Below are 14,111 nucleotides of genomic sequence, written 5' to 3'. Positions count from 1 at the left end.
GAAATTCTTCTTTATCATTCCTGCTCTTCACTTTCAACCGATAAAGACTTGGATGTTTTAGCCCCTATTTCTTTCAGTCGAGAAGCTTTACTTATTAAATTTCCCGTACCTGTAGATAATTTCTTCATAGCTTTCGCATAACTGTCCTGGGCCATATTTATATTACGCCCTATACGTTCCATGTCCTCGACAAACCCGACGAATTTATCATATAGTTTCCCGCTTTCCTCGGCAATAAATATAGCATTCCTGGTCTGTTTATCTCTCAACCATAAGTCTGCAATCAGTTTTAAAGCAGCTATCAGGTTAGTCGGGCTCAACAATAAGACCCTCCGGTCATAAGCAAACTGCCACATTTCCGCATCATACTGCATCGCAGACATATATGCCGCTTCATTAGGAACGAACATCATTACATAATCATTCTTTCCCAAATAATCCTGATAACTTTTACGGCTTAACTCTTCAATATGTTTCCGCATAGAAAGAACATGTTCCTTGATCATAATATCCCGTTCGAGTTTGTCCGAAGCATTTATATACTTAACATAAGCGGTAAGAGAAACTTTAGAGTCAATTACCATCCATCTCTCTCCGGGATATTTTATTATAACATCCGGTCTCAATCTGCGGCCTTCTTCACTTTGAATGGTTCTTCCGGCACTGTCTTTCAATGTTTCCTGTAAAAAATATTCCCTGTTTTTTTCCAGACCCGATTTTTCAAGAATATTCTCAAGGATCATCTCACCCCAGTCTCCCTGTATTTTAGAGTCCCCTTTCAAAGCCCGTGTTAACTGATTTGCCTCTTCTCCTATCGTCTTATTCAATTTTACCAGTTCATCAATACTTCTACATAAGGAAAAACGTTCACGGGCCTCCTGGCTATATGTATCTTCAACCGCTTTTTTAAATCCATCTATACGTTCCTTTAAAGGATTCAGTATCTCCGAGAGTTTCTCATCATTCAATTCCCTGAACTTTTTAGATTTATCTTCCAGAATTTCAGTTGCTATGACACGGAATTCATTATTCATATCTTCCCTGGCTTTCCGTACTTCTTCCTTTTGCAGAGTCAACATTTCTTTCAAACCATGATTCAAGGCTTTGAGTTCTCCGGATTCTTGCAACATATCCTTATACTCCTCCCGTATCCGTTCCAGTTCCCGACCTGTTTTATCCCATTGTGCCTCTTTATCGGCCAATTGAGTTTCCAGCAAGATATTGCGTTCTTTTAAGACAGCAACATCTGAAGAATTCCGGAATAATTTATACGTTAACCAAAATATGACCGATATGCAAACCAGCAACAATATGTACAACAAAACCGACATAAACATTCATTAAAGATTAGTGATATCAAATATAACATATTCATAGCAGACAAGAGAATATTATCGGAAAATTCATATATCTTTGTCGCTAAAGAAACTAAAATATATACATGAAACTAGGAGACGAATGGTTCACTTCACTTGCCGAGACCGAGGAAGGTGACCAAATGATCATTGTTTGCGGCAGAGACCAGATAAGAACGTTTACCGAATCGGGAAAATTCAAAGAACGGGTGGAAATATCATGGAAATATGAAGCAGACGCCAATGGTATGCCGTCCGAAAAAGAAGCGGAACTCATGGAACGTGTGCAGGAAACGGTAAAAAATACCATGGAAAAAAACAAACTGGCTATACTTACCGGTATCTATACCGGAGGAGGGGAACGCACGTGGGTATTTTATACCAGAAATATTCCGGCATTTGGGAAAATGTTCAATGATGCTTTATTAACTTACGATTTGCTTCCTATTACTATCTATACCGAAAAAGATCCGGAATGGAACGAATATAAGGAAATGTACGAATTACGTGCGCATGGGGAAACAACCGACAATAATGAGAATACCCTGGATGCATAAATCAAGAGATTGTTAACCCCAAAGGCTTTTCAAAGCCTGGCACAATTGGTCGGGACATGAAGTAGGGCGATTACCGCAACGTATTCCCTCTAAACGTTTTATAACCTCGTTCACTTTCATCCCATCTACTAATCGGCTTAACCCCTGCAGGTTTCCGCTACATCCTCCCGTAAAAGAAACCTTTCCGATAACATCATTCTCCAGTTCGATTTCGATTTTCGAACTACAAGTCCCCTGTGGTCTGTATTCTATTTTCATATCCTGTTTTCCCCCGTACATAATAAAACAAAGAAACAAAAAAGGGAATACAAAAAATATTCCCTTTGATAGATATTTATATAAGGACTTATTCGTCCTCGTTTTCTTCCTGCATATTATGGAATACGTTCTGGACATCCTCGTCCTCTTCGAAACGTTCAATCAGTTTCTCGATCGAGGCACGTTGTTCCGCATCCAATTGTTTCATATCATTAGGAATACGTTCAAATTCGGCGCTGGTTATCTCAAAACCGTTTTCTTCCAGATAATGCTGTATATTATTATACGATTCAAACTCTCCGTAAAGAACGACTTCCTCACCGTCATTCTCCAGTTCGTCCACACCATAATCGATCAATTCAAGTTCCAGATCTTCCAGCGAAACACCCTCTTTTTGTTTAATCTTGAAAACACACTTATGATCGAACAAAAAAGTAAGACTGCCCGAAGTACCCAAAGACCCTCCTGCTTTATTAAAATAACTGCGCACATTAGCTACCGTACGGGTGGGATTATCGGTAGCGGTCTCTACAACTATAGCAATACCATAAGGTCCGTAACCTTCATATACGACTTCCTTATAATCCCCGGCATCCTTAGAAATAGCTTTTTTGATCGCTCTTTCAACATTTTCCTTTGGCATGTTGGCAGCCTTTGCATTTTGCATCAGCACACGTAAACGGGGATTACTGTCGGGATCCGGGCCGCTCGCTTTCACAGCAATAGAAATTTCCTTACCTAACTTCGTAAATGTACGCGCCATATTACCCCAGCGCTTCATCTTTCTGGCTTTACGATATTCAAACGCTCTTCCCATATGTTATTTATATTACAAATATGATTAATTGTTGTTTATCTCAATCTGGCATTCAGCTTCTGCTCAAGGTTCATAATGATCTTATTCATGATAGCCTCTATCTGTTTATCAGTAAGCGTTTTATTTTCATCCTGCAAGATAAAGGAAACAGCATACGATTTTTTACCGGCATCCAGGTTTTTACCTTCATATACATCGAACAGATAAACCTCCTTCAATAACTTACGTTCGCTGTCAAATGCCACTTTCTCAATTTCAGCAAATGTCACCGAATGATCAACCAGTAATGCGAGATCTCGTTTTACGGGCAGAAACTTGGGCAGCTCGGTATAATTCACTTTATTTCTGACAGACATTTTCATCAATATGTCCCAATTTAATTCCGCATAAGAGACTTCTGCCTCAATATCGAATTTTTTAAGTATTTTATTCGAGACGAGTCCCAGCATACCTATTTTTTTACCACCCCGGTTCGTTATACACAAAGCCGCCGGGAATATATCGTCGGACACTTGCGAAACCACCAGGTTATTCTTTTCTATTCCGAGACGTGCAAAAATATTTTCCACATAAGCTTTCAATTCAAATACGGAGCTTTTTTCATCAGCATGAGCCCAACTGCCAGAAACACGGTTGCCGGTAAGCCACAGGCCCAGATGTTTCTCCTCACGGAAACGAGCCGTTGCATCTTTGCTGTCATCCGTTTCGGCATTATAATAATAACAATTTCCTATTTCATAGAAACGAAGATCGGGACGACGGCGGTTAATGTTATGAACCAGACTCTCCAACCCTCCGAATAATAATGTCTGACGCATTACGTTCAGGTCATTGCTCAACGGGTTCAACAATGCAACACTATTTTTCCGGGGATAAGAGACCAGTTCATCATAATAAGCACCGCATGTCAGAGAATTATTCATGATTTCATAGAATCCGCAACCTGTAAGTTGTTCCGAAACTAAATTTTGTAACTGGTGGCTCTCGTCGGTAAATGTTTTATAAGAAAGATTAGAATGAACCGAATCGGTAAATTCCACATTATTATAACCATATATACGCAATATATCTTCTATCACATCCACATCCCGTTGAACATCCACGCGATAAGTAGGCACGCTCAATTCAAGAACTCCGTCTTGCTCCTTCAACACCTCTATTTCAAGGCTGCGGAGGATATCTTTTACTATATCTTCCGGTATTACCTTTCCTACCAGCGTATTGATTTTATCATAGCTCAATGTTACCGGAAAATTATTTATCTTTTCAGGATAGATATCTACAACATCGCCACAAATCTGTCCTCCGGCGAGCTCTTTTACCATAAGAGCCGCCAATTTCAATACATAAAGTGTGTTGTTCGGGTCCACTCCCCGTTCGAAACGGAATGACGAATCGGTATTCAGTCCATGACGGCGGGCTGTTTTTCGTACCCACATAGGATTAAAGTAAGCCGCCTCAAGAAATACATCTGTCGTAGCGTCGGTTACACCCGATTTAAGTCCTCCGAATACACCGGCGATACACATGCCCTCTTCTGCGTTGCATATCATCAGATCCTTATCAGAAAGAGTCCGTTCCGTTTCATCCAGAGTCACGAATTTAGAACCTTCAGGCAATGTCTTCACAAAAACCTTCCCTCCCTTTATATGTTTCAAATCGAAACAGTGCAAAGGCTGGGCCATTGAATGTAATAAATAATTGGTAATGTCCACAATATTATTTATCGGACGAAGTCCGATTGAAAGTAACCGTTGCTGCAGCCACTCAGGACTTTCCTGTACTTTCACATTCCGGACAGTCACTCCGGCATAACGCGGACAAGCCTCCGTATTCAGTACCTCTACTTCTATACCGCCGGTAGGAACATCGACTTTGAACGCATCGACCGAAGGTCTGCGCAAATTTCCGTTTTTCTTATGGCGTATAAGATAAGCGGCAAGATCACGTGCCACTCCGTAATGGGAAGCAGCATCTATCCGGTTCGGCGTGATATCGACTTCGAGTATATAATCACTCTTGACATTATAATAATCTTTTGCCGGGGTTCCGGGCACAGCCGTATCCGGTAAAACGATAATACCGTCATGAGAAGTACCTATACCTATTTCATCTTCGGCACAAATCATTCCGAACGATTCTTCTCCGCGTATTTTAGATTTCTTAATAGTAAAACTGTCTTCACCGTCATATAAAACAGCTCCGACAGTCGCTACCACAACATGCTGTCCGGCTGCTACATTGGGAGCACCGCAAACGATCTGAGTAGGGGTTCCGTCGCCCAAATCAACCGTCGTAATATGCAAATGATCGCTGTTGGGATGATCCACACACGTCAACACTTTTCCGATGACCAAACCTTCTAATCCGCCCTTAATCGCCTGTACCTCTTCAATTCCGCCTGTTTCGAGGCCAATAGAAGTAAGAGCTGCAGAGACTTCCTCAGGAGTAAGATCAAAATCCAAATAATCTTTCAGCCAATTATAAGAGATATTCATATCTTTATGTGTTATATTATTATCTTTTCAACAAAGAGGGCATATACCTCTCTTCTTATATTATTCTGCCGGCAGACAGCTAACTATATAAAACCTGCCAAAGGTAATAAGATTATTTTTGTTATCTATAAACAAGATAGCTAAAAATAGGGATTTTTCCCGGCTAAAGCATCCGGCGGCTCTACCCTTCAGGCCATCACTCTGCTACCAGATATATAAATTTTTGAGGAATAACAGTCTCAAAATTCATCTCCTGACGCGTAACGGGATGAACGAACCTCAATTTAGATGCATGCAACGCCAGTCGTCCGATAGGACTACCCTTAGCTCCATACTTACGGTCCCCGGCTATACTGTGTCCTATATCTTTCATATGTACACGTATCTGGTTTTTACGTCCCGTTTGCAAATTCAACTCCACCAGCGAAAAGCGGCCGTTGCTCTTCAATACTTTATACCTTGTAACTGCCAGCTGCCCTTCCTCGGGATTATTTGTCGTATATACCTGGAAAGCCGCATTTTCCGCCAGATAAGAACGGACTTCACCCTCTTTCTTTTCAGGCTCTCCTTCTACTACAGCAACATATTTCCGTTCCAATACGATATTACTCCAGTTACGCTGCATCTGCTCCTGTATTCCTTGGCTCTTGGCAAACATCATGAGGCCCGAAGTATCCCGGTCCAGCCGGTGAAGAATAAAAAGACGTGCTGAAGGATCCTGTTCTTTAAGGTAATCGCTCAAGATATGGTATGCGGTATTATCCTTAATCCGGTCCGTAGACATGGAAAGCAAGCCATAACCTTTATCCACAACGATGATACACTCATCTTCATATACGATACGCAAACGGGAATGTTTAAACTCTTTAAATCCCTTTTCAAAATTGATCATCACTTCATCTCCGGGCTGTACTACAGCATCGTACCGGGTAGTAGGCGTACGGTTGATGGCTACCTGACGATGAGTCAAGATAGATTTCACTGTCGTACGGCTTTTATCACTCAACGTCTTCAACAGGAATTCCAGCAACAGACTGTGTTCCGTTACTTTAAAAAATTTAATCGCATCCGGGGAAGTTCGGCGATAAGTCCTTTTCCCATTTTTTCCTGTTTGTCTCATATAGAATATCTATGGTTATGTAAAAAAACTTACAAATATAGTGAATTTACCGTAAACAAGCTGTATCGGGACTCAAATATCGGAATAATTCTTCTCCGCAAAATAAGTTCCGGCTGAGAAATGAGATGCCAGTTTTGTCATTACACAAAATACTATTACATTTGTAAGCTTTTATTTATAACCAATACCTATGAGAATGAAAATACATCAGGAAGGAAAAAATATTTTAACTATACTTCTACTCATACTGATTGCTATAAACTTGCCTGTATACATGTTTTTGCAACCTATATGGATAGCATATACGATTATATCTCTCTCGATCATATTTTATCTTCTTATTCTTAATTTCTTCCGGTCGCCTAAAAGGCATTTTAAAGGCGACACGAAAAATGTAGTGGTCGCTCCTGCCGACGGTACTGTCGTAGCTCTGGAAGAAGTTCTGGAAGACGAGTATTTTCATGACAAGCGCATTCAGGTATCTATCTTCATGACCGTATTCAACGTTCATGCAAACTGGTTTCCGGTAAACGGAACCGTTACTCACGTACATCACCAAGACGGCAGATTCATGGCCGCATATTTACCGAAGTCCAGTACCGACAACGAGCGTTCTACGGTCGTAATAAAAACTCCCGGAGGAGAAGAAATACTGATGCGCCAGATCGCAGGAGCCCTTGCCCGGCGCATAGTGACATACGCCGAACCGGGAGAAGAATGTCATATCGACCAACATGTAGGTTTTATTAAATTCGGGTCACGGGTAGACCTGTTTCTGCCTATCGACAGCGAAATACTTGTTTCCCTGAAAGAAAAGACCGTAGGGAACATGACTGTCATAGCCCGGTTAAAATAACGAATTAACCAAAAACAAGATGAATTCCATTATAAAAAATATTCCCAATTCAATAACCTGCCTTAATCTTCTGTCAGGATGTTTCGCCTGTTATGCCGCATTTAACGGAAATTTCGGCACAGCTGCTATTTTCATAGGCTTATCGGCGGTATTCGATTTTATGGACGGAATGACGGCCCGTTTGCTTAAAGCTTACTCCCCATTGGGAAAAGAACTGGATTCTCTGGCCGACCTTATCAGCTTCGGAGTGGCACCGGGGTTTCTTATTATGAAATCCATGGAACAATACCAGCCCGTTTCAGAGGGTTTCACATCTTTAATACCTTTTATTGCATTCCTTATTCCCGTATTTTCCGGACTACGCCTGGCAAAATTCAATATCGACACGAGGCAAGCCACATCGTTCATCGGTCTTCCGGTTCCTGCTAATGCCATTTTCTGGATCGGAATCTGTTTTTACGGTTTGGAGCATCATATTTCCCTCATTCTGTTAATAGCTCTTATTCTTGTTTTTTCCTATCTGTTGATATCGGAACTTCCCATGTTTTCTTTAAAATTCAAAAATCTGTCATTTAAAGATAATTACATCCGATATTTTCTTATCGCAGGAACAATCATATTAGTTTCCTTGTTGGGTATCAGCGGACTGGCTGCTTCCATAGGACTTTATATCGTTCTTTCCGTCGTTACAGCCCGAAAGAACAAATAAAAAACGGAACGGTTTTTGTTCTATTATTCATAACACTATAACTATATACAACTATGGGAGGAATTATTTCTTTGCTTCTTATCTTTATTCTGGCGATCTTTATCTTTCCCCTTTTAGGAGTACTGCACATCATATACCGTTTTTTATTCGGAGGAAGAACCACCCGTTACACCTCATCAGGACAAACGAAAGAAAATCCGAGACAAAAACAAAACCACTGGTATACTTACGAGAAGAAACGGAAAAAAGTATTCGATAAGACCGAAGGGGAATATATCGAATTTGAAGAAATCAAAGAAACCGAATCCGAAGAAAAATAATTATTTTACAGATAATATACTATCTACTATAAACGTACTGTAGCCTCTCCAAGGAAGCGCTCCCAGATATTCTTTATAGCTCAGCTCAACATCTCGTCCCCCCATTCTCATCAGTTCTTCTGCCATTTTGTCATTATCGACGGAAAAGATAAATTGATTTGACTGTATCGTACCGGGAACCTTGGATTGTAAACCGGTCATAATCAGCTCACCTTCGTATGTTTTGAAAATATACCCTTTCTTTACGACATAATTCAATGTCCCCGTTTTCACACCGGAGCCGAATACGTAAAAGTAATGTACATAAATATATCCTCCCAATGCGAGAACCAACAGCACTACTAATATTCTCAGCCCTTTTCGGAATCTTTTGGCGAACGTACTTTTCCTATGAGATTCCTCCGTCAGGATCGATGAGGTTTCAATCGTATTCTCCTGTGTGGTATGCCCGGTCTCTTCCATAAGTTATCCTTTTTTATAAAAACAGATTTTACATAAATAATGTTTGTTCATTGAAAAACTATTACACACGGGTTAAACCGTGACTACCGACCGTATTGCCCCTTTCCAATGAAAGCGGAGATCAATATAATAGTCGGGAAATTTTTCTTTACTGATGCAAATGTAATTATTTACTTCAAGAAACAATTACAAAAATCACTTTACATCTTCCATATCCGAAAAACAGAACTTATATCCACACAAAATAAAAGAGACATACCACCTGTTGCATGATGCTATACATCATAAGAGAAAAAATTAAATAGCCTTACTTTTTCATGAAATAATCATTTTTACTTATCTTCGTTTTTAATTTTTATTACAGAGAATATATATGGATAATGTAAACGACTGGATGCGGCAATTACTAATCTGGATGAACTTCGACCCTGCCAAGACAGACGTAACACAGCAGATAATACTAATGGCTGTCATTGCCGCAATTGCGGTACTTACCGATTTTATATGCCGCTCCTTCCTGTCCGTTATCGTTTACCGGTTGATTAAAAATACGAAAGTTACCTGGGACGATCATCTTTACGATCGTAAAGTCCTTAACAAGCTTGTGGATATTATTCCCGCAACCCTTGTATACCTGATGCTTCCTGCCGTCTTTCCCGAAACGAGCTGGACACTCATCTTCCTGAAAAGGATATGCCTGGTATATATAACGGCTTGTGTTATCAACTTCTTCAATTCGCTATTCAAAGTTATAGCCGACCTGGGCGAAAATAATGAGAATATGCGAAACCGTCCTATAAAAGGAGCAATACAAACTTTGCAGGTAATTCTTTTTTTCGTAGGAGCTATATTCATTATCAGTATAATTATTGATAAGTCCCCAAGCAGACTTTTCGCAGGCTTAGGTGCTTCGGCCGCTATACTGATGCTCGTTTTCAAGGACACCATACTGGGATTCGTAGCAGGTATTCAATTATCGGCAAACCACATGCTGCAAAAAGGAGACTGGATTACATCGGTCAAACACGGAGCTAACGGACGTGTAATCGATATGACCCTGAATACCGTAAAGATCCAGAATTTCGACCATAGTATTACCACCATTCCTCCATACGCACTCGTATCGGAATCGTTCATTAACTGGCATAATATGGAACAGTCTCAAGGACGGCGCATCATGCGTTCCATATCCATAGATATGAACACGGTGAAATTCTGTACTCAGGACATGATCGATAAATTCAGGCAAAATCCGCTCGCACAAGAATATATAGAAGAACAACTGGATAGATCGGAACAAGCCCGCAAAGAAGGGAACCTCTACGCCGTAAACGAATTACGATTAACCAATCTCGGTATTTTCAGGGCTTATCTGGAAACATATATAAGTCTAATGCCGCAGGTAAACCCCGATCTGTTATATATGATACGGTATCTTCAACCGACCGATAAAGGAATGCCGGTAGAAGTATATTTGTTCTCAAAAGATAAAGAATGGAAGAGATATGAACGCATACAGGCAAATTTGTTTGACCATATTATCGCTGTCGTACCGGAATTCGAACTGCGCATATTCCAGTCCCCGACCGGTGCCGACCTGAATAAATATATACGAGACAATTAAAATGAATGTAACATACCGTACATACTTACTCCTATCTGCAATCCTCTTATTCCAGGCTCTTTCGGCCCGGGCACAAGGGAATATACCGGCCAGTTTCAATTATCCGGTAAAGGATATAAGCCGTGAACATACCGGTATATATGATGTCTACGTACCTTTCTCTCCGGCCGACCTGCTGGCCGACGACCAGAATAACCCGGTACAGGATCAGCCCAGACGTATTGCCGCACTTTTACCAGCCGGAGTATCATTGATTCATGACGGACAAAAAACAATCCTACCGGAAGGAGAAAAGATTTACCGGTTACATTTATCTGCTTATAAGGCAGAGGCCATCATATTATATTACCGTAATTTTTATATTCCGGCCGGGGGCAAATTATTTATTTACGACAAAGAGCATTCTCAGCTGCTGGGAGCTTATACCCACAGTTCCAATCCGGATGGAGGAGTTTTCGCTACCGAACTCGTAGCAGGCGACGAAGTCATACTGGAATATAATTATCCTCAAGTCTCGGTTACCGAAGAAGACCCGGTCATAGAAATCGAAGAAATAGGATATGTGTACGACAGAAATATAATAACCCGGTCATCTCTCTCTCCTTCGGGTAATTGCATGGTCGATATCAATTGTGAAGAAGGAGACGAATGGCAAGAAGAAAAACGCGGGGTATGCAAACAACTTATGCGTATAGGCGCCTATACATATCTGTGTACCGGAAGCCTGATCAACAATACGGCCGAAGATAAAAAGCCCTATATACTTACCTCTCAGCATTGTCTGTATTCTCAGGTAGGAAAAGAAGCGACAGAAGAAGAAATGAAACAATGGATATTTTATTTCAATTACGAACATATCCGGTGCAGGGATGAAAGAATAGCCCCTTATCATACGATAACGGGATGTAAACTTCTGGCTTCGTCCTCCCTCAGAGGAGGAAGCGACGGTATGCTGCTGATGCTTAACCGGGATATCCCGGAGAATCTGGATATCTATTTTAACGGATGGGACAGAAGAGATATTCCGGCTGTTTCGGGTGTATGTATCCACCATCCGAATGGCGATGTAAAAAAAATATCCACATTTATTCATCCGGCAGAACATTACAGTTGGAAAAGCGATGCCGGAACGGCCATTAAGAACGGACACTGGAACATTTCATTCTCCTCTACGATCAACGGCTTCGGAGTTACTGAACAAGGCTCATCCGGAGCCCCCCTTTTTAATCAGGACAAACGAATCGTAGGAACACTGACAGGAGGAGACGCCACATGTGAAGAAGCCGGAATCAACCTGTTCGGGAAACTATACTGCCACTGGGACAAGGCAGGAAGTAACAATAACGAACGGATGGATATCTATCTCGATCCTCTCCAATCGGGAAAGGAAATACTGGACGGTAAAAGAAATATATTTCCCGCTTTTCCCCCGGTCAACCTGAAGCAAGAAAAAAAAGGTGAAAACATATTCCTTACCTGGGAAGCTCCAAACTCGACCTCCCTACCCCCCAAATATATTATATACAGGAATTACGTTAGGGCCGGAGAATCCACCGGTCTCAGTTATACCGACAAGGGACTACCTCCCGGAAGATATTTTTATGAAATACGAGCCGAGTATTCCGGAAATCATATATCCGAACCGACAAATCAGGTGGCAACCGAAATCATCCCATATGAACCGCCGTCAAATCTACAGATAAAACGAAGTCAGGAGAATTCGGTTTTTATCAGCTGGACTCCTCCTGACTGTTCCCAAACTATTTCCTGGGGAAACATAGTTCCCTCCAAAAGTATAAAAATGTCCGCTCCTTGCACATTCGGACATGTATGGGGAGAAGAAGAACTGTCGCCCGTCACGGGACAATACATACGGGATGTGACGTTTTTCCCGGTAGAAGGGGCTCAATACTCCTTGGTCATAAAACAGGGAAAGAACCGGTATTTGAAACACATTAACAATTTACAATACAATACATTACAAACGATCACCCCCGACTCCATATTCGTTATTCATGACGAAGAACCTCTGTTCATAGGAATACGGGTAAATTCTTTCACCGGAAATAATCCGGCTATGTTGAGTAAATCGGAATACGTCGATGGTAAAGGGAATATCATCTTCACCGATAAAGGAAAATGGACGACACTTTACAATGAGAACCAGGACGTACGGGAAAACTTTTTATTAGCCGCGACCCTTTCTTATACTGGTAGTGCAGAAGCGAGAACAACCGAAACTCCACAAAATACATATTCCTCACTCCCGCATAATATACCGTTACCCAGCGGATATAAAGTTTTTATCGACGGAGAAAGCTGTACCGATACACTTATCTCGGGCAACAACATTGAAATAAGCGGTCTGGAACCAGGGAAACATTCATTTTATGTTATGGCCGTCTTCCCCCAGGATACTTTACGCAACTCATCTGCCGTTAACTTCACTTTAAGTAACAAGAGCTTCGATGCTTCTATCCGCAAGATTACTCTGAACGGAGAGATATTGAACCCGTCATCCGTATCTCCGTATGAATATGAAGGTACAACACATTGCGGGCTTTTAGCAGCGGATATAAATATAGAAGCACACGAAAACGCAACTGTTTCAATCGAAGGCGAATACAGCCGGGACTATAATTGTACCCTCGTTCCGGGGGAAAAGAGAAAATTAAAAATTGAAATTATATCGGAAAGCGGAGAAAATATACAAAATTACATCCTCACAATAAAAGCTCCAGACAATTCCCAATGCAATGACGCTACGCTCCATGCTCTCCGGATCAACGGTCAGGAGGTGTACATCTCACCAGACAGTACCAACTATCACATCGTAGTAGATTGCGAATTGAAACAAACCGTCATAGAGGCAAACGGATATCAGGACGCTTTTATAAAAATAAAAGGGGAAAATACGAACCGTTATACCCTCAATATGCTTACAGGGGGAAGTTTCCCCATAGATGTGGAAATAACTTCAGCGGATGGAGAAAACACCTGTAATTATCATCTGCAAGTCACACAAATGCCACAGTCCTCTATTATACAACGTTGGGACGACGTTCTCACCGTAGTCAATAAGCCCGAAAAAAACGGAGGTGTTAAATTTGTAAGATACGAATGGTTTTGCAACGGTGAACTTATTCCCGAAGAAAACAAATCATATCTTACCATACCTATAGAAAAAGCAAACCGCTACGACGACCTGTATTATGTAAAATTGACTACGGATAACGGACTTACCGTCAGCAGTTGTGAAAAAAGCCTGCAATCTATCGAAAACAGGGTATCGGTATATCCTAATCCGATAAAGGCAGGAGAAGTATTGCAGATATACATAGGAATGGAAGAAGAATCGAAGAAACATGCTTTTATCACCGTTATAAATTCCCAGGGAATAACCGAACAATCTTTATATGCCGTAGGAAAAATCACCCCTCTCGTAGTATCCTCGACTCCGGGTAATTATATTATACATATTGAAACGGAACAAGGAAAAAGGTTTGACTTTAAAGTAATCGTTTACTGAAAAGAA

Annotated in this window: 12 protein-coding genes; 6 read left to right on the top strand and 6 right to left on the bottom strand. The window is 41.0% G+C overall.

Going from position 1 to position 14,111, the window contains the following annotated elements:
* Positions 1–14: 14 nt before the first annotated feature.
* Positions 15–1,331: a DNA recombination protein RmuC gene (locus tag OCV73_RS10470; RefSeq protein WP_262512948.1), complete on the bottom strand. Its 1,317-nt coding sequence runs from the start codon at positions 1,329–1,331 to the stop codon at positions 15–17.
* Positions 1,332–1,441: 110 nt separating this feature from the next.
* On the opposite strand from OCV73_RS10470, the gene OCV73_RS10465 reads away from it, so the two are divergent.
* Complete coding sequence (locus OCV73_RS10465) at positions 1,442–1,912, top strand: DUF695 domain-containing protein (protein WP_147551969.1); 471 nt, start codon at positions 1,442–1,444, stop codon at positions 1,910–1,912.
* 12 nt (positions 1,913–1,924) lie between these two features.
* Here OCV73_RS10465 and OCV73_RS10460 read toward each other — a convergent pair whose 3' ends face one another.
* The 4 genes from OCV73_RS10460 to OCV73_RS10445 all read right to left on the bottom strand — a co-directional run bounded on the left by OCV73_RS10460 (position 1,925) and on the right by OCV73_RS10445 (position 6,605).
* Positions 1,925–2,170, bottom strand: a complete 246-nt coding sequence (locus OCV73_RS10460; protein ID WP_147551968.1) for a TIGR03905 family TSCPD domain-containing protein — start codon at positions 2,168–2,170, stop codon at positions 1,925–1,927.
* 88 nt (positions 2,171–2,258) lie between these two features.
* The gene (locus OCV73_RS10455) at positions 2,259–2,987 is read right to left on the bottom strand and encodes a YebC/PmpR family DNA-binding transcriptional regulator (RefSeq protein WP_147551966.1); all 729 of its coding nucleotides are present in this window, start codon (positions 2,985–2,987) and stop codon (positions 2,259–2,261) included.
* Between the two features lie 35 nt (positions 2,988–3,022).
* A complete protein-coding gene (pheT, locus tag OCV73_RS10450) occupies positions 3,023–5,485 on the bottom strand; it encodes a phenylalanine--tRNA ligase subunit beta (protein ID WP_147551964.1) in 2,463 nt (820 codons plus the stop codon).
* 196 nt (positions 5,486–5,681) lie between these two features.
* The gene (locus OCV73_RS10445) at positions 5,682–6,605 is read right to left on the bottom strand and encodes an RluA family pseudouridine synthase (protein ID WP_147551962.1); all 924 of its coding nucleotides are present in this window, start codon (positions 6,603–6,605) and stop codon (positions 5,682–5,684) included.
* A gap of 196 nt (positions 6,606–6,801) precedes the next feature.
* Between OCV73_RS10445 and OCV73_RS10440 the strand changes: the two genes are divergently transcribed.
* Genes OCV73_RS10440 through OCV73_RS10430 form a run of 3 tightly spaced genes read left to right on the top strand, consistent with a single transcriptional unit; the run spans position 6,802 to position 8,490 of the window.
* Complete coding sequence (locus tag OCV73_RS10440) at positions 6,802–7,461, top strand: phosphatidylserine decarboxylase family protein (protein ID WP_147552133.1); 660 nt, start codon at positions 6,802–6,804, stop codon at positions 7,459–7,461.
* A gap of 19 nt (positions 7,462–7,480) precedes the next feature.
* Positions 7,481–8,170, top strand: coding sequence for a CDP-diacylglycerol--serine O-phosphatidyltransferase (gene pssA / locus OCV73_RS10435; protein ID WP_147551961.1), 690 nt, complete (start codon positions 7,481–7,483; stop codon positions 8,168–8,170).
* Between the two features lie 53 nt (positions 8,171–8,223).
* Positions 8,224–8,490, top strand: a complete 267-nt coding sequence (locus tag OCV73_RS10430; protein ID WP_147551959.1) for a DUF4834 family protein — start codon at positions 8,224–8,226, stop codon at positions 8,488–8,490.
* Here the strand turns inward: OCV73_RS10430 and OCV73_RS10425 are convergent, their stop codons facing one another.
* Positions 8,491–8,952 carry a hypothetical protein gene (locus OCV73_RS10425; RefSeq protein WP_317244121.1) on the bottom strand — a complete coding sequence of 154 codons (462 nt, stop codon included), beginning with the start codon at positions 8,950–8,952 and terminating at the stop codon, positions 8,491–8,493. It lies immediately after the preceding gene.
* 373 nt (positions 8,953–9,325) lie between these two features.
* Here OCV73_RS10425 and OCV73_RS10420 point away from each other — a divergent pair, with 373 nt between their 5' ends.
* Positions 9,326–10,576: a mechanosensitive ion channel family protein gene (locus OCV73_RS10420; RefSeq protein WP_147551957.1), complete on the top strand. Its 1,251-nt coding sequence runs from the start codon at positions 9,326–9,328 to the stop codon at positions 10,574–10,576.
* Position 10,577: 1 nt separating this feature from the next.
* The gene (locus OCV73_RS10415) at positions 10,578–14,105 is read left to right on the top strand and encodes a T9SS type A sorting domain-containing protein (RefSeq protein WP_147551956.1); all 3,528 of its coding nucleotides are present in this window, start codon (positions 10,578–10,580) and stop codon (positions 14,103–14,105) included.
* Positions 14,106–14,111 lie beyond the last annotated feature (6 nt).

Origin of the sequence: Barnesiella propionica, assembly GCF_025567045.1 — a bacterium.
In the GTDB taxonomy this organism is placed as follows: Bacteria; Bacteroidota; Bacteroidia; order Bacteroidales; family Barnesiellaceae; genus Barnesiella_B; species Barnesiella_B propionica.
Note: the sequence above shows the minus strand (reverse complement) of the source record. Positions and strands in the feature narration are given on the sequence as shown.